Source organism: Agromyces sp. NBRC 114283 (assembly GCF_030268405.1).
Classification (GTDB): domain Bacteria; phylum Actinomycetota; class Actinomycetes; order Actinomycetales; family Microbacteriaceae; genus Agromyces; species Agromyces mediolanus.
On sequence record NZ_BSQP01000001.1, the window covers coordinates 1,988,702 to 2,009,039 of the forward strand.

Consider the following 20,338-nt stretch of genomic DNA (forward strand, 5'->3'; position numbering starts at 1 on the left):
TGCGGAAACCCGCCTAACTTGGACATCGCACATGGACTCGCATCGACCTTGAAGCTATCGTGCTGGACTCTCATGGGGTGTCTGAAACAGAAATCCATGACTGGCCCGAATCGTAACCCAAGTTCGAATCCGCGGTAATCTCAACGTCATGAACACAGCGACCCGCCCAGATGTTGGGGTGAAAGCCGCCCCGACGGGCCGGCCGCCTCGACGTGACCTTCTGATCCCGATGCTCGAAGGCACCAAGCGTGCCTTCGCGCCGATCCGTCGAGGTTTCATCCAGAAGCCTCGCGGAACCGACGGAAGCCGTGGAGCCAGTCTCGCACTTCTCGCGCGCGACAGCTTCGCACTCGACGCCTACCTCCTCATCCACGCGCTCGCCTCCAGCAGCGAGCCCTACATCGCGGCGTATCCCGCGGCGACCTGGGTTCAACTGGTTCGACTGGATGAAGCCGCCACGTTCGAGGCCGGGAAGTCCCGGTGGTCGAAGGTCGTCACCAAGCTCGTGTCACTCCACCTCATCGAGCGGGAACGCAAGGGCAACGAGATGCAGTACCGGCTCCTCCACGAGGCCGGCACAGGCGACGAGTACACCCGCCCCAAGAAGGCGAGCGACGGGCACTGGTTGCGCCTGCCCTACTCGTACTGGCTGGAAGACTTCGACGCGACGCTCAGCCACCCCGAGAAACTGATGCTGCTGATCGCGCTCGATCAGCCAGACGGCTTCCCCCTGCCCTTCAACCAGTCCGCCAACTGGTACGGGGTCTCGGAGTCCACAGCACGCCGCGGGCTTCGCGGACTGGAAGTCCGAGACCTTCTGACGAAGACCAGCTCGTTCGTCCCTTCACCCCGGTCGCCCAACGGCTGGGCGGAAGAGTTCCGCTACACGCTGCAAGGCCCCTTCTCGAAGAAGGCCGTCGAGGACGCGCAAGCAGCAAGCCGGAAGAAAGTCCGATTCACGGAAGCAGGTGCATCATGAGCATCCTGTTCGTGGACGAATCCAAGACCAAGGGATACACGATGGTCGCCGCCCTCGTCGTCCCCGGTGACGTGGCGAGTCTGCGCCGTGACGTGAGATCGCTGGTGCTTCCAGGGCAGCGGCGTATCCACTTCACCAAGGAACAGCCGGAACGCAAACGGCTGATCCTCTCGCGGCTCACCGCATTCGGCGCCCAGGCACACGTGTTCCACTGCGCGACGAAGAACCAGGTCGTCGGTCGCGACGCCTGCCTCACGGGAATCGTCGCCCACGCCGCAGAGCATGCGCACACCAAGATCGTGATCGAACGCGACGAGTCCATCCAGAAGTCCGACCGTCAGATCCTCTTCCGCGAGGTCAGACGCCACGGTCTCGGGGACGCGCTCAGCTACGCTCTCGAAGCTCCGCACCAGGAACCGCTCCTCTGGGTAGCGGACGCGATCGCGTGGAGCTATACCAGGGGCGGCGAATGGAAGCAGCGCGTCGATCCGCTGATCGCGGGGATCACCAAACTGGCAGCGTAAAGCGCGAAGCTCGGCTCACCGACCGTCCGGAAGGCTGCCGAGCTCACTTCGCACCGCTACTGCAGTGCGCTACACCATTCTAGCCCCCACGAACCCACAGAGGCCAACGCCGGGCTTCGCAATGCGGACTCGCGAACCGCGGAAGCCGGGCATCGTGAGAGCCGAGGACAGCGCCTTCTCTAGACGAGCTCAGCATAGAACGCATCCTCGACGGCGCGTCGGGCTTGGTGATGTCCTCGACCGGCTCTGGGTCTGTTTCGCCGGGCCAGGCGATCTGGCGGGTGGGGCGGTCGGTCTTCAGTCGGGTGCCGCAGGCGGCGGTCCAGTGCCGGAGGCGTTCTTGGGCTTCGGTGAACTCGTGGTGCCAGGCGAGGGGTGCGGTGCCTTTGGCTTCGGGGTCGTAGGCGCACAGCCAGTGCAGGTGCAGGGCGCTGAGCTCCCAGACGAGTTCGGGGTGGCGGTGCCAGAACGGTGGGATGACGGCGACGGGCAGCCCGTAGGTGCGGCGCAGCCAGTGGACCCATTTGTTCAGGGCGAGCCATTCCTCTTCGGCGGCGTCGGCGGTGAGGAGGTTCCAGTTGATTGGGTGCGGGGGTCCGTCTGGTTCGTTGTTCTCGGTGACCTCGCCGGTGTCGGGGTCGTAGCTCTCATCGAACTCGTCCTCGACATCTTCGATCTCCGGCTCGGGCACGTCCTGGTTGTCGTCGCTCATGGCAGGGGTCACCTTCCGATCGCGGTCGCACCCGCGGTGCGGCGTGAGCTTGTGGACAGCGGCTCGTCTTCGAGGCCGTCCGCGGGTGCCACGGTGGCGGTACGTGCCTGGCGGTTGACGGTGTAGCGGGTGCGGGCGAGGTCGTGGCCGATCTTCTTGGCGACGAACTCCTCGGCCTGCACCGTCTGCCCGTTCTCCTCGGTGCGGTCGTACCGGTGGGTGTATCCCTCGGCGAGGAACTTGTCGCCTTTGGCGAGGCGCTGGTGGGCACGTTCGGCTGTTTTCCTGAACGCGACGAGGTCGTGGAAGGTGGTCTCGGTCTGCGTGAACGTGCCGTCGTCTTCGCGGCGGTAGTGTTCCTGCCCGATCTTCACGAACAGGCGCGCATCGCCCTTCTCTGTGAACGACAGGTGCGGGTCGGAGGCGATGAATCCCGACAGGGACTCTTGGGTGTGGATGGCCATTGGACGCTCCTCGTGGTGACGGCACCCCAGGGCGGGGTGGCTCTGTCACTTAGGTGCGCCCGTGGCTTCCGGCGGGGGCTGCTGCAGCACCGTCTCGATCTCGGTCCGCTGGTCGCGCAGGGTCTTCGCGTCGGGACGGCTGGTCCAGGGCCGGAGGCGGGTGACGATGGGTGGGGCGGCGCGGAGCAGGATCAGGTCGGTGTCGAACGGGAGCGTGCGGATCACGTCGGGCGGCATGATCGGGACCCGGCGGATGGAGCGTTGCGCGGAGCGGGAGCCGTGGTCGCCGACGGTGGTGGAGTCGGTGATCTCGTCGCGTTCCCCGATGAGGGTGGTCAGGTCGTGATACCGACTCGCCGTGCCCGATCTGACAGGCTGAGAGCACTGAACCGAGCGAATAATGACCGTGGCGAACCTGTGCGCCACGCCAACTCTGACGAAATTGCGAGTGAGACTAAAGTAACGTGCTAGGGTCCTTCATAGGGATGAAGGAGGGCCACGTGGCTCAGCAGCACGACAGCGACGACTGGCGCAGCGAGTTCCAGCCAACAGAGCTCGCGGCGCTCCGCGAACGTATCCCGACCGCGATCCAGCGCAGCCAGGATCGCTCGGCCCGCGCTCAGGCCGCGTATGACGACCCCGACGGGGACCAGGACGTGTACGGCGCTGGCATGGCCCGTGGTGTGCAGAAGGAGCTCCGTGCACTTCTGTCCGACCTGCCCTCTTACCGGGAAGCAAAGGTCCCGACCACCCGACGGATGCTGACCTTCGTCGGCAACACGCTCATCTTCGCGCAACGGGTGGGCAAGCAGATGCCGCGCAACTATCGCCGTGTTCGACTCAGCTACTTGCCCGATTCGCGCCGTGAAATCCTCTCGAAGACAAGCAACGTCAAGTACACGGATCCCGGACTCTTCGACATCAATGACGTTCTCGAAGGAGAACAGCCCGCATCGATTGAGGATGCGCTCAGCCACGTCGAGTTGGCGGTGCCCCGGACTACACTCTTCGTTCCGTACTACAGCAGTACGCCGCAAGGCGTGGGAACGGTCTACTTTGCACCTGCGCGACTGAACGGCCGGTACCTGGAGTTTGCAGACCCCGAGCGGCTCACCTATGAGCGCACGCCTTCCTTGGCCGACACTCCGCGCACCATGTTGAAGCCTGTCGCCGGGTTCAACAGCGGCGAGCGTCCGCGAACCTCGGTGAAGCTGCGCCAGCCGCGGTCCGAGCAAGAAGGTAGCTGACCCATGCCGACGGAATACGTGGGCGACGCTGACCTTGCGGCAGTTGCCAGGATGTTTGACCCGGCGCGGCTAGCCCAGGCTCGTCGGATCAGCAAGATGTCCAAGGCTGACCTTCATCGCAAGGTTGGCGTATCGGCCGCCGCGATCGGGCAGTACGAGCGAGGAGAGGTGCGTCCCCGCGCAGAGACGGTCGCTGCACTGGCTACAGCGCTCGGTGTGCCGCCGGGCTTCTTCGCGCTCGGGCGTCCACGCGTCCAGGTGGACATCGCTGAAGCCTCGTTCCGTCGACTCCGTTCAACGAGTGTCACGCAACAGCAGCAAGCGACTGCATATGTCGAACAAGCCTGGGAACTCAGCTGCTACCTCGAAGAAGGGGTGGAATTCCCGGAGCTGGACCTTCCGGCCTGGGCGCACGCTGACTCACATGATGTGCCGGACCCTGCGACCGCAGCCCGAGCCATGCGGCAACACTGGCTGCTCGGGAGCGGTCCGATCGAGCACCTCGTCTATCAGCTTGAGCAGCACGGCATCCTGACGGTCTTTTTCTCCATGAAGGAAGACGCCGCTCTCGATGAGAAGAGCCGGATCGACGCCTTCTCAACCATCGCACTGCCACGTCCCATGATCGTGCTGACGCCAGACAAGGCCAATGATGTGATGCGGCACCGGTTCTCCGCCGCTCACGAATTGGGGCACATCGTTCTCCACCACGGTCGGCAGGGAACGGACAGTCAACTAGAGCGACAGGCGGACATGTTCGCGGCCGAGTTCCTCACTCCCCGAGATGTGATCCGCGACCAGTTGCCTCGACGCATCAACTTCAACCGGTACGAGGAACTTAGCCAGCTGTGGGGAGTCTCCATCAACTCGCTGATCTTCCGGTCCCGGGAGCTTGATCTCATCTCGGAATCCACGGCCCGTCGCGCGTACATCACGCTGAATGGGATTGCTCGGCGACCTATGCCGGTTCACGACTATCCCGGCGAGCGGCCCGAACTCCTGAAGTCCGCGCTTGAGCTGCTTGACCAGGCAGGTGTGCCGCTGACTCAGGTCGCGGAGGACCTCCAGATGACGCCTCGTCACATACGACGGCTAGCTGACATCGAAGATCCCCAGCCCAAGCTGACGCTGGTGAAAGACCACCCAGTCAATGGGAAATAGTGGGCAGCAGTCCCATCCGAGAAAGGAAAGATCATGACAGAACCCAACAAGCGAGTAGTCCAGCGCCGAAGCGACGGTGACTGGGAGGTGCGGAAGCCCGGAGCTGATCGTGCCAGCGCCGTGACCTCCACGCAGGCCGAAGGCATTCAGCGCGCCCGCACGATCCTCGGCAACGACGGAGGCGGCGAGCTACAGGTCCGTTCGCTTAAGGGGACGATTCGCGCGCAAGACACGATCGTACCCGGGAATGACCCGAGGTCATCCAAGGGCTGATCGCAGCGCGCTTGTTGGCAGTCGCGTTCTTTGGACAGGCGAAGAAGAGAGAGGCTCGACGTGGAATACCGGACCGAGGATGTCTGGGCGACGCCGCACGTCGCGGGCAAGAACGTAGTTCGTCAGTTGCTGGTTCCGGCGTACGACAACGTCGAGGTACTTGAGGCTAAGTCGGGCCTCGAATTGGTGAGCACACCCTTCGGACAGTGGCCCGTAACTCGCGCCGCTGAACTCTCAACCGAGGGGCCGCTTGCGGCGAGGCTTCCGGTTCGCCGGTCAAAGAACGCCCAGATCAAATGGGCAGGAGGTCGAGAGTCAGTTCAAGCGAGCGATGTCATCCGATCCTTCGGTGGCGCGATTGGATTCACCGCTCATGACCAGCCCCACAGCCTGAGACGCCCGCAGATCGCCGCACTACATTCCATCGTCGGATATCAGTCCTCCGGCCTATCCGAGCCTGGGATCGTCGTCATGCCGACCGGCACTGGGAAGACAGAGACCATGCTGGCGTGGCTGGTTGCGCAACGCCCCGAACGCGTGCTTGTGGTAGTCCCCTCAACCGCGCTTCGCGATCAGATCGCCGCCAAGTTTGAGACGCTGGGAATTCTTCAACGCGAAGGCATTGTCGACCGCTCTGCGCTACGCCCCAGGGTCGGACGGCTAGAGGGACGGCTCGCCGACGTTGCCGAAGCGAGAGCCTTCGTCGATGCGGCGAACGTCGTCGTTGCGACTCCAAACGCCATACACGCCAACGAGCCGAATGTACGCGAAGTCTTCTTCCAAGGCTTCACGCACCTACTCGTTGACGAGGCGCACCATGCTCCTGCTCGAACATGGACAGAGATCATCCGCGTCTTCGCGAACAGGCCCACGCTTCTCTTCACGGCAACACCGTTCCGTCGCGACGGATTGACGCTGCCCGGCCGAGTCATCTTCCGCTTCCCTCTACGGGAAGCTCAAAAGGAGGGCTACTTCAGCACCATCGACTTCAGTGCAGTGCTCGATCTGGACGATGAAGATGAGGCATTGGCGGTGGCCGCAGTTGCGCGGCTGCGAGAAGACTTGGCTGCTGGTCACGAACACCTGCTGCTGGCACGGGTGGGGTCGAAGGTGAGGGCAGATGAGGTCCACGCGCTCTACACGCGCATCGCCCCCGAGTTAGCACCCAAGGTCATATATGACTCGATGTCGGCCCGCCGCAGAGCAGAGACGCTGAAGGCGATGCGAGACCGGACCAGCCGAGTGATCGTCTGTGTTGACATGCTCGGCGAAGGGTTCGATCTACCAACTCTGAAAGTAGGGGCATTCCACGACGCGCACAGATCGCTGAGTCCAATGGTGCAACTCATCGGTCGTCTCGCTCGAACATCTTCTCCACTCCCAATTGGCAGGGCGAGCGTCTTCGTACGTCAAGACCCACGCCACGCGCTCTCGCCGATGCGGTTCCTTCTTCGCGAAGACCCAGACTGGGACAAAGTGCTCAGCGATATCACCGAGCGTGCTACTGAGCGTGCGAACGAGGTTAGCGACTTCGAGGCGTCATTCGTTGACAACCCTCCGGATGTGCCCGTCGGACTCCTGGAACCCAAGATGAGCGCCAAGGCCTTCGCGACATCCACGACCGACTGGAACCCGCTCGCAGCGCGGGAAATCTACGGGGACTCCGTGTTGGACGACCTCATCAGCCTCAACGCCGAGAACACCATTGCCTGGTTCGTGATCGAGACCGTTGCAGACCTGCGATGGGGAGATGTCCCGTCACTTCGCGCCACCGACTACACGCTGCTCGCGTTGTACCTCAATCGCAGTCAAGGCATCCTCTACGTCCACTGTTCCGACACAAAGCACAGTCTCGATGACCTCGTCGAGGCGGTACTCGGTCACGAACCGAGACCAGTCAGCGGATACGACACCTTCAAAGTCTTCTCGAAGCTGGACAGGCTCATCCCGACCAACATCGGCCTTCTTGACGCCCGTGATCGCGACAAGCGCTTCTCGATGCACGTCGGCAGCGACGTGGAGACGGCACTCACGGAGGCTGAGCGCACGCACAAGTCCAACACGCATGTCGCGGCGAAAGCCTTCGAGGAAGGTGAGCGTGTCACCATCGCAGCGTCGCTCTCGGGGAGATTTTGGTCCATGCGCACCGCGCCGAACCTCGCTGAGTGGCGCACCTGGTGCCGACAGCAAGGTGCGAAGCTGAGCGACGGCAGCATCGACGTTCACTCGCTCTTCCGCTCCATGATCATCCCGATCGACGTAAGAGAGAGACCAGCTTTCCCAATCCTCGCGATGGAATGGCCTTGGGACCTGTACCTGGGAAACGGCACATCCTCCAGGCTCAGTTACAAGGACTCAAGCGTGCTTCTAACCGATGCTGAGTTCAGGATCGACGATTACGGCACCAGCGGACCACTCTGCTTCTCGATCATGACTCCCGCCTGGGAACTCGCCTATGAGGGACATTTCGGCTCGCAGGGCTTGCACTACCGTCCAAAGGGCGACGACGCCGAAGTTATCGGCTGGCGGGACGTGAGAACGCCCTTCTCAACCTGGCTCAACAACCACAAGCCAACCCTCTTCCTATCGGGAGATCGAATGGTGACAGGAGACGATCGACTCCTGGCGCCACGGACAGAGTTACCTCCATACCCGCGCGAGCAACTCCGAGCGCTCGACTGGTCGAGCAATGGGGTCGACATCACAGTGGAGTCGCAGGGGACCGAACGTAAGGCGGACTCTATTCAGGCGTACATGGCCCGATTCCTTTCGCAAGAGCAGACCTTCGACGTCCTCATTGATGACGACCGTGCTGGCGAAGCCGCCGACCTTGTTGGTATTCGCGTCGATAAGGGTGACCTGTTTATCACCCTGGTGCACTGTAAGTACTCATCGAAGCCAACCGCCGGCTCACGCCTAAGCGACCTGTACGAAGTATGTGGCCAAGCGATGCGTGGCGCACGATGGCGCGACAATGGGGCACTTCCGCTGCTGGAGCACCTTGACCGCCGCGCAAAGGCATACACGAGAAGGACTGGTTCGAGTCCCTTCGAGATTGGGGACAGGGAGGCCCTGTTCCGAATTCGACAGAAAGCTCCCCAGCTGTTCCCCCGCATCTCGACCGTCATCGCCCAACCGGGCCTCAGTATCACGGCATCCTCGGACGAACAACTCAGGCTGATTGCGGGTGCTGCGTCGTACGTGCAGAGCGTTACGAAAGGCAGCTTCGATGTCTTTGCCTCCACATGACGGGCGCGCCTACCCGATGGGGGAGGCGGAGCACTCTTTGGGCAACTTTTTGCTCCCCGAGGGGCGCTTTTTCACCACGGGCTGACACGGGTTCGATGTAGACTGGGGGAGTCAGAAACCCCGAGATTACGCGGATTTCTGGCCTGATGCAGGGGTAGACCGTTGGCTCAGATCCATTCAGTTGTTCTTGGTTCGAGTCCAGGTACCCCAGCAAGTTGCGAAGTGTAGAAGCCCCGGTTTTCCGGGGCTTTTTTCGTTGGTGCCGTCAGTTTCCTTGGTACGCCAACGCGATCCACGCCAGGGCGACGAATGCCGCGCCGCTTGCCGCCTCCGCGGCGGCGAAGGCGAGGATGTCTGCCTCGCGCACGTGGAACCAGGCGACGTCGAGAGCTGGGACGTTCTCGGTCAGCCAGTCGGCGATCGGCCGCCGAGCGAAGAACACCACCGGTACGAGCGCGAGCTGCACGATTCCGGTGATGAGCACTGCGAGCGTTGGCACGATCCCGAGCCTAGAGGCTCAGCCTCGACTGCGTCGCGTGTCGGGCTGGCCTGACACTTCGCCGGGCTCCGTCGTCGAAGAGGTGACCCGCGAACACCTGACGAGGAGCCCCATGCCGACGCCCGCGACCACCACGCCCCCAACCCGCACCACCGCCCACCAGTACGCGGCCCTCGCCGGCACCGTCGTCCTCTCGGCCGTGCTCGGCGTGTGGGCGTACTTCCTGCCGCAGGCGTTCTTCGACCACTTCCCGATCGTGCTGGGGGAGTGGGTGTCGACCGATGGCCCGTTCAATGAGCACCTGGTGCGCGACCACGGGGCGATGTACCTCGCGCTCGGGGCGGCCGGGGCGTACGGACTCGTTCGCCCCTCGCTCCCCATGTATCGGGTGCTCGGTATCGTGTGGTCGGTGTTCGGCGTGCTGCACTTCGCGTACCACGTCGGGCACCTCGATCATCTCGGACAGTTGGAGGCGACGGCGCAACTCATTGCGCTCGTCGTGGCGCTCGGGCTCGGCATCGCGATGCTGATCCCCGGACGGCGGCAGCGATAGGCGCAGCGAGCGCCGTCGCTCATCCCTCCGATTCGAGCACCGCCGAGTTCCGGATGCCGAGCAGCGACACCAAGGCCCCGGCTGCCATCAGCGCCGCCGTGAAGATCGCGATCCGATGGAACCCTTCCAGGTCGAGCACGCCGCCCACGACGACGCCGAGGAGGGCGACGCCGATGAGGCCGGCGACCCTCGCGACGGCGTTGTTCACGGCCGAGGCGATGCCGGAGCGGGCGGGCTCGATCGAGCCGAGGATCGCCGAGGTGAGCGGGGCGACCGTGATGACGAGGCCGAAGCCGGTGAGCACGACCGAGGGCAGCACCTGCGTCCAGTAGTTGAACTCGGGCGTCACGGTGAGCAGCAGCAGGTAGCCGACGGCCATGATCGCGGGGCCAACGGTCATGAACAGGCGCGGGCCCCATTTGCCGCTGAGCGTGCCGATCGGCGAGCTCAGCGCCATCATGATGAGCGTCGTCGGCAGGCTCGCGAGCCCCGCGAGCGTCGCCGACAGACCGGCGCCCTGCTGGAGGTACAGCGCGACGACGAGACCGTTCAGCGAGAGCGCCCCGTAGATGAAGATCGTCGCGATGTTGCCCGACCAGAAGTTGCGCACCTTGAACAGTGACAGCGGCAGCATCGGCTGCGTCGCGGTCGCCTGGCGCACGACGAAGCCGATGAGCGCGAGGATGCCGAGCGTGAGCGTGCCCCAGATCGCCGGGTTCGACCAGCCGAGGTTCTGCTGCTCGATGAGTGCGAACACGGTGCCACCGAGGCCGACGGTGCAGAGCACGGCGCCCGCCCAGTCGATCGTCGCACCGGGCTGGCGCACGTCGCGCTGACGCAGCACGACGAGGAGCCACAGCGTCACCGCGATCGGCACGACGTTGATGAGGAACACGAAGCGCCACGACAGGTAGTCGACGAACAGCCCGCCCATCACCGGGCCGACGAGCATGGCCGCGGTCGTCGACGCCGTCCAGATGCCGATCGCGCGGGCCTGCGCGGGCCCGCGGAAGTTCGAGGTGATGAGCGCGAGCGAGCTCGGCACGAGCAGCGCTCCGGCGATGCCCTGCAGCCCGCGCGCGATCACCAGGAACAGGGGATCGGGGGCGGCGGCGATCGCGATCGAGGTGAGGCCGAAGCCGATCAACCCGACCCGCAGGATCACGATGCGGCCGAACACATCGCTGAGTGAGCCGGCGACGAGGATGAGCGCGCCGAGCGTGATGAGGTACGCGTCGACGACCCACTGCTGCGTGATGAGCCCGCCGCCGAGCTCCCGCTGGATGGCGGGCAGCGCGACGTTCACGACGGTGCCGTCGAGGAACGAGACGAACGACGCCAGGATCGCGATCAGCAGCACGAGCCGCTGCGCCCGCGAGGGCGGCGGCAGTGCGGCATCCTTGCCACCGGAGGCCGAGGTCGAGGCGGCAGCGCCGCCGCCGGGAAGGTCGGCGCCAGGGGGCTCCGCGCCCGTCACTTCTGCAGCTCCTCGGCGAGCATCACGATGATGCCGCTCGGGCCGCGCAGATAGGTGAGCCGGTAGATGTCCTGGTAGGTGCCGACGCCGCGCAGCGGGAAGCAGCCGTGCTTCGCGGCGATCTCGAGCGCCGCGTCGAGGTCGTCGACCGAGAACGCGACGCGGTGCATGCCGATCTCGTTCGGCAGCGTCGGCTCGGTCTCGATCGCGTCGGGGTGCAGGTACTCGAAGAGCTCGAGCCGGCCGTGGCCGTCGGGCGTCTGCAGCATCGCGATCTTCGCGTGGTTGCCGTCGAGGCCGACCGCGGTGTCGGTCCACTCGCCGCTGACGGTGTCGCGGCCGATCACGCTCAGCCCGAGGTCGGTGAAGAACGCGATCGTCTCTTCGAGGTCGCGCACGGCGATGGCGACGTTCTCCAGCTTGATGGCCATACTGCGCATGCTACTCAGCACGGCCGACGGCGGGCGGATCATCGCCGACGGACGGCGGATCAGCCAGACCGACGGTGGCGCGGGTCATCCGACCGCCGTGCGGATGCGCACCTCGCGCTCCATCCGCTTCTCGTGACGCTCGCGGCCCTTCAGCGCCTCGGTCTCGCGGTTCTTCGGCGGCGCGTTCGTCGTGAGCCCGTCGAGCAGCCGCCGGGTCGCGACGGCGATCTCCTCGATCGCCAGTTCGAAGGCCTCGGCGTTCGCCCGGGAGGGATGCGTCGAACCGCTCACCTTGCGCACGAACTGCAGGGCGGCCTCGCGCACCTCGTCGTCGGTCGTGGGCGGTTCGAAATTGTGGAGCACGCGAATGTTCCGGCACATGCGCGCCACGATACGCCCCGCCTGCGCCGGCGGCGAGGGGGTGGACGGGAGCGCGCGGGCGGACGCGACACGGATGCCGCGTCCACCCGGAGCCGGGCCTAGATGATGCTGCGGCCCTCGCGCTTCGCCTGCCGCCATTCCTTCACGAAGGCGCGCACGATGACGGCGAGCACGCCGAGCACGATCACAGGCCAGATCAGCACGTACAGGGTGAGCAGGGCGGTCATGCGCGGTCCTTTCCGTCGTTCGCGAGTTCGAGCCGGTCATCCAGCTCGGAAGAGCCGGCGACGCCGGCGTCGGCCGAGGCATCCGCCCCGCCATCCCTCGTGTCGAAGTCGCCCGTGCGCTCCTTGATGAGCGCGAAATCAAAGCGCCGCGTCGTGTTCGCCATCGTCAGCACCACGCAGACGATCGTCGACGCCGCGTAGGCCACGAGCGATCCCGACAGCACCGGGTAGGTGTGCAGGAAGCCGATCGCGAACGGCGCCGCGGCGAGCGTCGCGACCGTGCCGACGACGAGCGCCACCCGGCGCCCGAAGAAACCGAACGCCATGAGCCCGAGCACCACGCCGATGCCGATCGTCGCGAGCACGTCGCTCGCGATGCCGAGCCCGCCGGAGAGGTCGATCCACTCGAAGCGCACCGGCAGGAAGCACGCGAGCCCGGCGATCACCGCGGCGGTGAAGGCGAGGTTCGTCACCCGGTTCCAGTAGAAGCTCGAGATCACCGGGAACACGAGCGCACCCCAGAGCGCGCCCACGAACACCAGCAGGTCGAGGATGTTGAACTGCGAGCTCGCGAAGAACAATCCGGCGGCGGTCGCGATGATCATCGTGATGCGGCCGACCCAGATCATCGTCTGCGGGTTCGCCCGCTTCTTGCCGGCGATGTTCTGCCCGTAGATGTCGGCCATCATGATCGAGGCCAGGGCGGTGAGGTCGGCATCCGCCGTCGACGACAGCGAACCGATGATCATCACGAAGAACACGCACAGCAGCACCGGCGGCAGGTAGTTCGCCGCGAGCTGGGGGATGAGGTTGTTCACGTCGTCGTTCAGCGGCTGGATGCCGGCGTACAGCGCGAGCACGCCGAGCATGCCGACGCCGATGATCGTCGCCCCGTAGCCGACCGTCGCGGTCACGAAGGTCTTCTTGATCAGGTCCTCGCGTACGGCGAAGAGGCGTTGCGCGATCGTCTGGTTGCCGATCGCGTACGCCAGCACGGCCGCGATGTACGGCGCGCCCTGGTTGAAGAACGCGTCGGAGGAGAAGAAGTCCTGCTGCTGCGGCGTCAGGTTGTGCGCGCCCGTCTCGAACAGCGACGGCCCGCCCGCGGCGAAGAACACCACCGGGATGATGATGACCACGGCGCCGAGCATCGCCACGACCTGCGCGAAGTCGGTCAGGACCGAGGCGCGGAAGCCCGACCACAGCGTGTACAGCAGCACGCCCGCGGCGATCGCGATGATGCCCTGCGTGAAGCTGAACGGCGACAGCATGTCGATGAGCGCGCCGCCCGCGATGAGGTTCGAGGTGAGGCTGATCACGCTGCCGAGCACGTTCGAGCCGGCGAGCATGAGCTGGCTCGAACGGCCGTGCCGGGCGAACATGACCTCGGCGATGGTGTGCGCACGCGGCGCGACCTGCCGGATCCGCCGCCCGAAGGGGTAGATCAAGAGGATCATCAGCGCACCCCAGAGCCCGTAGTGGATGGGCCCGGAGATGCCGTAGGTGAAGCCGGAGGTCGCCGAGGCGTACATCGACGACGCCCAGATCCAGGTGGCGGTCATCGAGGCGGCCGAGATGCCGTAGCCGATCTTGCCGCCGCCGGTCATGTAGCCGTCGGCGTTCTCGCGCTTCCGGCTGATCCGGATGGACATGTAGAGGCTGCCGCCGAAGAACAGCAGCATGAGGGTGACCACGATGGGTCCGGACAGCTGTTGGAGCTGGTCCATGTCGACTCGCTTTCGTCAGGGCGTCCCGCGTCGGTGCGGGACGCGGGAGGCAGGGACGAAGAGCGGTCAGTCGGGAGGGATGCGGGTCGCTGCGGCGTGTTCGTGGTGCCGCCCGGTGGTGCCGAGGCGGGTCCCGCAGGGCGGGAAGAACGTTTGCGCAGCTACGAGCACGCGGTCCCTTTCGTCGGTGGTCGGGAAGGTGCGGGCGCGGGCAACGCGCGGGCGATCCAGGGGATCGCTGACGCACCGGCTGGCGAGACGGGGGGAATCGGGATGCCGGAAACGGGGTTCCTGGGCTCCGCCATGACGAGGCCGGACTCCCGTGGAAGTCCGGCGCAGCCTCGTTCGACCGTAGCGGACCCGGGGCCGGGTAGCCAGTCGAGCAGCAATGCGGGATCCGCGCTGCGACGCCGGGCGGGCCGCACATCGCGGTCCGCCCGGCGTCGTCAGAGCCCCGGCTGACGGAGGGGCTACCCGGCGCCCTCGGCGGGTCGCTCGGCGGCGAGATCGTGCAGAAACACGACGCTGCTGCGTTCCACCCACTCGCCCCAGGCGGCTGCCGCCGCCGCCCCCGTCGCGGATTCGTTGTCTCTGCGGAAGGCCTCCACCGAGCTCACCTCGATCAGCTCGACCAGCTCCCACTCGGCCGCGGCCGGGAGGTACCCCAGCACGTCGAAATCCAGGAAGCGCACGACCGAGGGGAAGCCCGTCATCTCGGCGCGGAGCCAGCCCAGACTGAACTCGCGGTACGCCGACGCGGTCCGCCCCGGCTTCAGGGTGAACTGGGTCAGCACGAGCGTCGAGCCCTGAGCGCCGCCGCTACTCGTCATAGCGCTGCGCCCTCGCGTCGATCAGCGCGTCGTTGAGCTCCTCGCGGATCCGGTCCCGCAGCTCTTCCGGCATCCACGCCGCCTCGAGCCCGGCGGAGTTCTGCCGCACGAGGGTGGCATCGCTCAGCGCGAAGGCGTCGGCCACGGTCTCGAGATCCGCCATCAGCGTGCTGAGCGCCATCGAGCGGTCGTCGGTCGAGATCGAGAGGTCGAGGCCGAGCGCGAGCATGTCGGACAACGGGTTCTCCTCCCTCTTCGGCGCGTAGTGCGAGATGCTCGACAGCCACGTCGTCGCGAAGTGGATGCCGCGGTCCTTCGCCTCCCGGACGAGCCCGTGGTCGTAGACGATGCCGTAGCCGTGATCGATGCGGTCCACGCCGAGCACGTCGAGCGCGTGACGGACCTCGCGCGACCCGTTCCGTTCGCCGGCGTGCGCGGTCGTCTTCAACCCGCCCTCGCGGGCGAGGCGATAGGCGGCCTCGAAGTCGGGGGCGGGGCCGAGGTTCTCGTCCCCGTCCATGCCGATGCCGACGACGTAGGGGTGCGGGTGCTCGAGCACGGTGCGGACGAGCTCGAGACCGACGCCGCCACCCTGGTTCCGGTAGATGCTCGGGATGAGCCGCGCGTCGACGCCGAAGTCGGCGCGGGCTCGATCGATGCCGTCCGCGAGGCCGGCGATCTGGTCCGCGTACGGCAGCGTCGTGCCCGCGGTCGGCGTGATGAAGGTCTCCCGGTAGCGGAGGTTGCTCGCCTCGTGCTCCTCGCGCAGCGAACGGTAGATCACCTCGCTCCAGTCCTCGGGCGTGCGGATGAACGAGGAGATGCGTTCGTAGATCGCCAGGAACGACGGCATCGAGTGGTAGGCGTACAGCCGCTCGGGGTCCTCGCTCTCGAACTCGGCGCCGTACCTGCGGCCGAGCTCGACGTAGGTGGCGGGGGAGACCGAGCCGATGAGGTGGGCGTGCAGTTCGATCTTCGGAATCGACCGCGTCAGGGGGAGGTTCGTCATGGTGTCGTTCAGCATGACGGCTCGTAGACGTACTCGTCGAGGTCGTCGCTGTCCTTCGTGAGCAGCACCATCGGCACCGCGGTCGTCTGCTCGACCGTCTCGCCCGCGTTCAGCGCGATCATCTGCTCGACGACGAGCTCGCCGATCTTCTCCGGCTGCTGGGCGACGAGCGCGTACACGTCGCCCGCGTTCAACGCGTCGACCTCCGCCTGCGAGGCGTCGACGCCGATCGCTTTCACCGTGCCGTTCAGCTGCGCGGTCTTCAGAGCGCTGACGGCGCCGAGCAGGGTGTACTCGTTCGTGGCGTAGACGGCGGCGAGGTCCGGGTTCGCGGAGAGGCTCGCGCTCACGGCTGCTGCGGCGGCAGTCTGGTCCGCCGCGTACTGCGTGTCGACGAGGGTCAGGCCGCCGGCCTCGGCGACGTCGACGAAGCCGTCGACGCGGGCGTCCTCGCCCGAGGCGCCGGGCGGCGGCGCGATGACGAGCACTTTGCCCTGGCCGGCGAGCGCCTCGACGGCGGCCTCGCCCGCGAGCTGTCCGCCCTGCAGGTTGTCGGAGACGATCGTCGCCTGCGAGGTGATCGACGGATCGAGTGACTGGTCGGCGGCGATCACCTTGATGCCCTGCGCGGTCGCCTGGCCGAGCGGGGCGGCGAGCCCGTTGGGGTCGACCGGCACGATCGCGACGGTGTTCGGGCCGCGGGAGAGCGCGGCGTTCAGCACGGTGGTCTGCGCCTCGACGGCCCACTGGTTCGCGGCCGAGACGTTCACCACGACGTCGGTGCCGGCGGCGGCCTCCTTCGCGCCGCAGGCGAGGGTCTCGTAGTAGGACATGCCGTTCAGGCCGAGGATGAGCTCGAGCTTCTGGGCGTCGCCGGAGCCCTCGCCGGACGGCGCGGCCGTGGCGCAGCCGGCGAGCCCGGCGCCGAGCAGCGCGAGCACGGCGGGCAGGACTGCGATCTTCGTCGTTCGCATGATGGTTCCTCTTCTTCTCTTCGGGGGATGGGTGGTGCGGGATGCGGTGCGGGGTGGTGCCGGCTACATCGAGTTCCGCCGGCGACGGCGGAGCTGGTCGATGAAGACGGCGGCGATCAGGACGACGCCGATGGCGACGCCCTGCCAGAAGGGCTGCAGGCCGACGATGATGAGGCCGTTCTTCAGCACCGTGGGGATCAGGACGCCGACGATGGTGCCGCCGATCCCGCCGACGCCGCCGAACAGGCTCGTGCCGCCGAGGATCGTGCCGGCGATCGACTCGAGGCTGTCGGTCGTGTGCCCGCCGATCGCGGTCGTGCCGTACTGCGCGACCGACATGAACGCGGCGAGCCCGGCGAGGCCGCTCGTCAGGGCGAAGACCGCGATCTCGTGGCGGCGCACCTTGATGCCGACGCGCCTCGCGGCCTCGGCGTTCGAGCCGATGGCGTAGCTGTAGCGGCCGAACTTCGTCGTGCTGAGCAGCCAGATGCCCACGACGGCGATTGCGACGGCGAGCAGCACGATGACGGGGAACGGGCCGAGCCGGCCGCTGCCGAGCGAGCTCGTCAACAGTGGCACCTGCAGGCTCACATTGGTGCCGTTCGTGATCACCTGGGCGAGGCCGAGGGCGATGCCCATCGTCGCGAGGGTGGTGATCAGGGCGGGGATCCGCAGCACCGAGACGACGACGCCGTTCAGGATGCCCCACGCGACGCCCGTCGCGACCGCGACGAAGAGGCCGACGACGATCGCGAGCGGCTGGCTTGTCGGTGCGATCGCGTTCATGGCGAGGCTCGAGACGACCGAGGCGAAGATCAGCACCGATCCGACGGAGAGGTCGAAACTGCCCGAGATGATCAGGAAGGTCTGGCCCACCGCGATCACGAGGATCACCGAGGTGCCGATGGCGATGGACGTCAGGTTGAACTGGGTGAAGAACTGCCCGGGGGCGAGCACCGAGAACAGCAGGACGAGGCCGGCCAGCACGAGCACGATCCAGCCGTTGCTGTCGGCCACGGCGGACCAGACGCGCCGGAGTGCGCCGGGCGCGGCGTCGGGAGCGGGCGGGTGCTCGGTCAGGGTGGACATCAGTGGTCTCCTTCGGTGCTGAGGGCGCCGGTCATCGCGGCAACGAGCTGTTCGGCGGTGGTATCGGCCGTCCGGAACGCGCCGACGCGCTTGCCGAGGCGGAGGACTTCGACGCGGTCGCAGGTGTCGATGACCTGGGGCATGTTGTGGCTGATCAGCACAACGGCGGTGCCGGTGTCCCGCACCCGGGAGATCAGCTCCAGGACGCGCGCGGTCTGGACGACGCCGAGCGCCGCCGTCGGTTCGTCGAGCATGACGAGCTTCGCCGACCATGCGACGGCGCGGGCGATGGCGACAGACTGCCGCTGACCGCCGGACAGGGAGGAGACCGGTTCGCTCTGCGAGCGCAGGTTCACCCCGAGCTCCGCGAACTTCTCCTGCGCGACCGTCGTCATCCGCTTCGTGTCGAGCATGCGCAGCATGCCGCGGATCCCGCTCGCGTAGAGCTCCCGGCCGAGGAAGAAGTTCGCGGCGGGGGTGAGGTCCGGGGCGAGCGCGAGGTCCTGGTAGACGGTCTGGATCCCGGCGTCCTGGGCGTCGCGCGGGGAACCGAGCGTGACCGGGCGGCCGTCGACGAGGAGCTCGCCGGAGTCCGGCTGGACGGCGCCGGAGAGTACCTTCACGAGCGAGGACTTGCCGGCGCCGTTGTCGCCGATCAGGCCGACGACCTCGCCGGGGTTCACGGTGAAGCTGGCTCCGTCGAGGGCCCGGACATGTCCGTAGTTCTTGACGATCGCTCTCGCTTCGAGGATCGGGGTGGGCATCGCATCTATCCCTTCGTCGGGGTGCTGTGGCGGGCGGCGGACGATCGTGGATCGTTCGGGTCGTCGCCCTGGTGGAGGAAGGCGCGGATCTCCGCGCGGGTGGGGATCGACTCGGCCGCGCCCTCGCGGGTGCAGGCCAGGGCCGCGGCGGCCTGCCCCCAGCGGAGCGCCTCGGCCGTGTCGACGCCGGCGCTGAGCTCGGCGACGAAGCCGCCGCAGAACGCGTCGCCGGCGCCGACGGTGTCGACGGCGTGCACGGTGTGACCGGGGGTGAAGCGCCGGCCCGCGGGGGAGAGCATCGCGACGCCCCGCCGGCCGAGGGTCACGAGCGTCGTCTCCGGCATCCCCGGTCGCCAACTCGTGTCGCCGTCGAAGGGGGAGCCGAAGCTCAGCTCGAACTCGAGCTCGTTGAGGATCAGGGCATCGGCGAGGGCGAGCTCCGCCGGTGTGACCGCGTCCGCGGTTCCCGCGTTCAGGATGGTGGTCACCCCGAGGTCTCGCCCCGCCGCGAGGCAGAGCTCCGCGATGGCCGCGCCGAGCTCGCGCTGCACGAGGAGGAAGCCGGCCTCGGCGAGCACCTCGGTCACGGCTCGCCCGAGCGTCGGCGGCGCCGGCGTCGCGGGCGCGACCATGATCTGCTTCTCGCCGAGCCGGTCGACCGCCACGATCGCCACGCCCGTGCGCTCGGACTCGACCCAGTGGCCGTCGATCCCGGCCTCGTCGAGTCGTCGTCGCAGCCATTCCCCGCCGTCGTCCGCCGCGACCCCGCTGACCAGCCGGACGTCGGCGCCACTGCGCCGGGCGGCGATCGCCTGGTTCGCGGCCTTGCCGCCGAGCGTGCGTTCGATCCGGCTCGCGAGCACCGTCTCACCGCTGAGCGGGAGACGGTCCACTCGGACCCGGAGGTCGACGTTCGCGGCCCCCACGACGGCGACCGGGCGCGGCGAGCCGGTCATCGGGCGTCGGGCTCCGCGGCGAGCCAGCGGATGAGCTGGTCCCAGAGTCGGGCGTACCCGTCCCAGGCGAGGAACTCCGCGGGCGCCCAGTGCGGCGCGAGGTCAGAGGCGAAGGCGGCGGAGCGACCCTGACCGTACTCGCCCACGACGAGCAGCGGGTGCTCGGCGCACTCGGCGAGGGTCGTCGCCCCGGGCCGCTGCGTGAACTCGTTGAGACCGAGCAGCGCGGGCCAGACCGGGTCGAGGCCGTCGACCACCGGGTGGGCGGTGGCGACCGTCGGGGCGACGCCGGCGGGCAGCTCCACCCGGTCGTCGCGGTCGAGCAGCGCGACGGGGAGGGCGTCGGCGAGGGCGGTCCGGCCCCAGCGCGCCTTCGCGTCGATGCCGCTGAAGCTCAGGTACCCGCCGACCATCAGCAGGCTTCCGCCGCGCTCGACGTAGGCGCGGAGCTGCTCGGTCTTGTCCGGGGTCGGGATCGACTTCGTGAACGTCTCGGCGGGCAGCAGGAAGGTGTTCGCGCCGACGTCGCTGATGACGACGACGTCGAAGCGGTCGAGGAAGTCGCGGTCGAAGCTCGTGCCGTCGATGCGGTGCGACGGGAGGTACTCGACCTCGTGGCCGTGCGCGGCGAGCGAGTCGAGGAACACCCCGGCGCCCTCCACGTAGTCCGAGGTGTAGAAGGCGTCGAAGCCCTTCTGGTGGACCGTGTAGGTGAACCAGGATTCTCCGAGAACCAGTACGGAAGTCATATTTCGCTGCCCCTTCATTGCAGTGCGTGGGGCTACGGTATGAACGACAAAGCGTTTTGGCTA

At 66.8% G+C, this 20,338-nt stretch carries 22 protein-coding genes and 1 pseudogene; 7 read left to right on the top strand and 16 right to left on the bottom strand.

Annotation, left to right across the window (positions count from 1 at the left end; genetic code table 11):
• The first annotated feature begins 148 nt into the window (after positions 1-148).
• Together QSJ60_RS09605 and QSJ60_RS09610 are read left to right on the top strand one after the other, a co-directional pair.
• Positions 149-979 (top strand): hypothetical protein, encoded by an 831-nt coding sequence (locus QSJ60_RS09605; protein ID WP_285463457.1) that lies wholly within the window; start codon positions 149-151, stop codon positions 977-979.
• Entirely contained in the window at positions 976-1,503 is a 528-nt protein-coding gene (locus QSJ60_RS09610) for a DUF3800 domain-containing protein (RefSeq protein WP_285463458.1), read from the top strand. The genes QSJ60_RS09605 and QSJ60_RS09610 overlap by 4 nt, the downstream gene beginning before the upstream one ends.
• A 79-nt stretch (positions 1,504-1,582) precedes the next feature.
• Here QSJ60_RS09610 and QSJ60_RS09615 read toward each other — a convergent pair whose 3' ends face one another.
• From QSJ60_RS09615 to QSJ60_RS09625, 3 genes and pseudogenes are all read right to left on the bottom strand, one after another.
• The gene (locus QSJ60_RS09615) at positions 1,583-2,215 is read right to left on the bottom strand and encodes a hypothetical protein (RefSeq protein ID WP_285463459.1); all 633 of its coding nucleotides are present in this window, start codon (positions 2,213-2,215) and stop codon (positions 1,583-1,585) included.
• Positions 2,216-2,223: 8 nt separating this feature from the next.
• Complete coding sequence (locus QSJ60_RS09620; protein WP_285463460.1) at positions 2,224-2,679, bottom strand: single-stranded DNA-binding protein; 456 nt, start codon at positions 2,677-2,679, stop codon at positions 2,224-2,226.
• 45 nt (positions 2,680-2,724) lie between these two features.
• A pseudogene (locus QSJ60_RS09625) lies at positions 2,725-3,021 on the bottom strand (type VI secretion protein); the annotation flags it as partial.
• Between the two features lie 158 nt (positions 3,022-3,179).
• Here QSJ60_RS09625 and QSJ60_RS09630 point away from each other — a divergent pair.
• The 4 genes from QSJ60_RS09630 to QSJ60_RS09640 are packed head-to-tail and all read left to right on the top strand — an operon-like array spanning position 3,180 to position 8,609.
• Positions 3,180-3,926 carry a hypothetical protein gene (locus tag QSJ60_RS09630; RefSeq protein WP_285463461.1) on the top strand — a complete coding sequence of 249 codons (747 nt, stop codon included), beginning with the start codon at positions 3,180-3,182 and terminating at the stop codon, positions 3,924-3,926.
• Positions 3,927-3,929: 3 nt separating this feature from the next.
• On the top strand, positions 3,930-5,087 hold the full coding sequence (locus QSJ60_RS09635) for a helix-turn-helix domain-containing protein (protein ID WP_285463462.1): 1,158 nt from the start codon (positions 3,930-3,932) through the stop codon (positions 5,085-5,087).
• A 33-nt stretch (positions 5,088-5,120) separates the two neighbouring features.
• Positions 5,121-5,360 (top strand): DUF2188 domain-containing protein, encoded by a 240-nt coding sequence (locus QSJ60_RS19090; protein ID WP_352230686.1) that lies wholly within the window; start codon positions 5,121-5,123, stop codon positions 5,358-5,360.
• Positions 5,361-5,420: 60 nt separating this feature from the next.
• On the top strand, positions 5,421-8,609 hold the full coding sequence (locus QSJ60_RS09640) for a DEAD/DEAH box helicase (RefSeq protein WP_285463463.1): 3,189 nt from the start codon (positions 5,421-5,423) through the stop codon (positions 8,607-8,609).
• A gap of 265 nt (positions 8,610-8,874) precedes the next feature.
• Here QSJ60_RS09640 and QSJ60_RS09645 read toward each other — a convergent pair whose 3' ends face one another.
• The gene (locus QSJ60_RS09645) at positions 8,875-9,108 is read right to left on the bottom strand and encodes a hypothetical protein (protein ID WP_285463464.1); all 234 of its coding nucleotides are present in this window, start codon (positions 9,106-9,108) and stop codon (positions 8,875-8,877) included.
• Positions 9,109-9,220: 112 nt separating this feature from the next.
• Here QSJ60_RS09645 and QSJ60_RS09650 point away from each other — a divergent pair, with 112 nt between their 5' ends.
• Complete coding sequence (locus QSJ60_RS09650) at positions 9,221-9,661, top strand: hypothetical protein (RefSeq protein WP_285463465.1); 441 nt, start codon at positions 9,221-9,223, stop codon at positions 9,659-9,661.
• Positions 9,662-9,680: 19 nt separating this feature from the next.
• On the opposite strand, the gene QSJ60_RS09655 is transcribed toward QSJ60_RS09650, so the two are convergent.
• The 12 genes from QSJ60_RS09655 to QSJ60_RS09710 all read right to left on the bottom strand — a co-directional run bounded on the left by QSJ60_RS09655 (position 9,681) and on the right by QSJ60_RS09710 (position 20,275).
• Entirely contained in the window at positions 9,681-11,051 is a 1,371-nt protein-coding gene (locus QSJ60_RS09655) for an MFS transporter (RefSeq protein WP_285465294.1), read from the bottom strand.
• Positions 11,052-11,134: 83 nt separating this feature from the next.
• Complete coding sequence (locus QSJ60_RS09660; protein WP_230763051.1) at positions 11,135-11,569, bottom strand: VOC family protein; 435 nt, start codon at positions 11,567-11,569, stop codon at positions 11,135-11,137.
• An 84-nt stretch (positions 11,570-11,653) separates the two neighbouring features.
• Positions 11,654-11,950, bottom strand: a complete 297-nt coding sequence (locus QSJ60_RS09665) for a DUF2277 domain-containing protein (RefSeq protein ID WP_285463466.1) — start codon at positions 11,948-11,950, stop codon at positions 11,654-11,656.
• Positions 11,951-12,048: 98 nt separating this feature from the next.
• Positions 12,049-12,177 carry a putative transporter small subunit gene (locus QSJ60_RS09670; RefSeq protein WP_229781582.1) on the bottom strand — a complete coding sequence of 43 codons (129 nt, stop codon included), beginning with the start codon at positions 12,175-12,177 and terminating at the stop codon, positions 12,049-12,051.
• Entirely contained in the window at positions 12,174-13,904 is a 1,731-nt protein-coding gene (locus QSJ60_RS09675) for a sodium:solute symporter family protein (protein ID WP_285463467.1), read from the bottom strand. Before QSJ60_RS09675 ends, QSJ60_RS09670 begins: the two co-directional genes overlap by 4 nt.
• 470 nt (positions 13,905-14,374) lie before the next feature.
• The gene (locus tag QSJ60_RS09680) at positions 14,375-14,734 is read right to left on the bottom strand and encodes a RedY/HapK family protein (RefSeq protein ID WP_285463468.1); all 360 of its coding nucleotides are present in this window, start codon (positions 14,732-14,734) and stop codon (positions 14,375-14,377) included.
• Positions 14,724-15,758, bottom strand: coding sequence for an adenosine deaminase family protein (locus QSJ60_RS09685; protein ID WP_285463469.1), 1,035 nt, complete (start codon positions 15,756-15,758; stop codon positions 14,724-14,726). Before QSJ60_RS09685 ends, QSJ60_RS09680 begins: the two co-directional genes overlap by 11 nt.
• Entirely contained in the window at positions 15,752-16,717 is a 966-nt protein-coding gene (locus QSJ60_RS09690; RefSeq protein ID WP_285463470.1) for a substrate-binding domain-containing protein, read from the bottom strand. Before QSJ60_RS09690 ends, QSJ60_RS09685 begins: the two co-directional genes overlap by 7 nt.
• Positions 16,718-16,780: 63 nt before the next feature.
• Positions 16,781-17,806, bottom strand: a complete 1,026-nt coding sequence (locus QSJ60_RS09695; protein ID WP_285463471.1) for an ABC transporter permease — start codon at positions 17,804-17,806, stop codon at positions 16,781-16,783.
• On the bottom strand, positions 17,806-18,570 hold the full coding sequence (locus QSJ60_RS09700; protein WP_285463472.1) for an ATP-binding cassette domain-containing protein: 765 nt from the start codon (positions 18,568-18,570) through the stop codon (positions 17,806-17,808). The genes QSJ60_RS09695 and QSJ60_RS09700 overlap by 1 nt, the downstream gene beginning before the upstream one ends.
• A 5-nt stretch (positions 18,571-18,575) precedes the next feature.
• Positions 18,576-19,526: a ribokinase gene (locus QSJ60_RS09705; RefSeq protein WP_285463473.1), complete on the bottom strand. Its 951-nt coding sequence runs from the start codon at positions 19,524-19,526 to the stop codon at positions 18,576-18,578.
• Positions 19,523-20,275 (bottom strand): glutamine amidotransferase, encoded by a 753-nt coding sequence (locus QSJ60_RS09710; protein WP_285463474.1) that lies wholly within the window; start codon positions 20,273-20,275, stop codon positions 19,523-19,525. Before QSJ60_RS09710 ends, QSJ60_RS09705 begins: the two co-directional genes overlap by 4 nt.
• Positions 20,276-20,338: the final 63 nt, after the last annotated feature.

What these genes read in the sequence shown, in the direction of transcription:
- QSJ60_RS09695 (WP_285463471.1), bottom strand. Translation starts at nt 17,806, where the DNA reads ATGTCCACCCTGACCGAGCACCCGCCCGCTCCCGACGCCGCGCCCGGC.
- QSJ60_RS09705 (WP_285463473.1), bottom strand. Translation starts at nt 19,526, where the DNA reads ATGACCGGCTCGCCGCGCCCGGTCGCCGTCGTGGGGGCCGCGAACGTC.
- QSJ60_RS09650 (WP_285463465.1), top strand. Translation starts at nt 9,221, where the DNA reads ATGCCGACGCCCGCGACCACCACGCCCCCAACCCGCACCACCGCCCAC.
- QSJ60_RS09690 (WP_285463470.1), bottom strand. Translation starts at nt 16,717, where the DNA reads ATGCGAACGACGAAGATCGCAGTCCTGCCCGCCGTGCTCGCGCTGCTC.
- QSJ60_RS09685 (WP_285463469.1), bottom strand. Translation starts at nt 15,758, where the DNA reads ATGCTGAACGACACCATGACGAACCTCCCCCTGACGCGGTCGATTCCG.
- QSJ60_RS09615 (WP_285463459.1), bottom strand. Translation starts at nt 2,215, where the DNA reads ATGAGCGACGACAACCAGGACGTGCCCGAGCCGGAGATCGAAGATGTC.
- QSJ60_RS09610 (WP_285463458.1), top strand. Translation starts at nt 976, where the DNA reads ATGAGCATCCTGTTCGTGGACGAATCCAAGACCAAGGGATACACGATG.
- QSJ60_RS09710 (WP_285463474.1), bottom strand. Translation starts at nt 20,275, where the DNA reads ATGACTTCCGTACTGGTTCTCGGAGAATCCTGGTTCACCTACACGGTC.
- QSJ60_RS09670 (WP_229781582.1), bottom strand. Translation starts at nt 12,177, where the DNA reads ATGACCGCCCTGCTCACCCTGTACGTGCTGATCTGGCCTGTGATCGTG.
- QSJ60_RS19090 (WP_352230686.1), top strand. Translation starts at nt 5,121, where the DNA reads ATGACAGAACCCAACAAGCGAGTAGTCCAGCGCCGAAGCGACGGTGAC.
- QSJ60_RS09675 (WP_285463467.1), bottom strand. Translation starts at nt 13,904, where the DNA reads ATGGACCAGCTCCAACAGCTGTCCGGACCCATCGTGGTCACCCTCATG.
- QSJ60_RS09605 (WP_285463457.1), top strand. Translation starts at nt 149, where the DNA reads ATGAACACAGCGACCCGCCCAGATGTTGGGGTGAAAGCCGCCCCGACG.
- QSJ60_RS09665 (WP_285463466.1), bottom strand. Translation starts at nt 11,950, where the DNA reads ATGTGCCGGAACATTCGCGTGCTCCACAATTTCGAACCGCCCACGACC.
- QSJ60_RS09635 (WP_285463462.1), top strand. Translation starts at nt 3,930, where the DNA reads ATGCCGACGGAATACGTGGGCGACGCTGACCTTGCGGCAGTTGCCAGG.
- QSJ60_RS09660 (WP_230763051.1), bottom strand. Translation starts at nt 11,569, where the DNA reads ATGGCCATCAAGCTGGAGAACGTCGCCATCGCCGTGCGCGACCTCGAA.
- QSJ60_RS09700 (WP_285463472.1), bottom strand. Translation starts at nt 18,570, where the DNA reads ATGCCCACCCCGATCCTCGAAGCGAGAGCGATCGTCAAGAACTACGGA.
- QSJ60_RS09680 (WP_285463468.1), bottom strand. Translation starts at nt 14,734, where the DNA reads ATGACGAGTAGCGGCGGCGCTCAGGGCTCGACGCTCGTGCTGACCCAG.
- QSJ60_RS09620 (WP_285463460.1), bottom strand. Translation starts at nt 2,679, where the DNA reads ATGGCCATCCACACCCAAGAGTCCCTGTCGGGATTCATCGCCTCCGAC.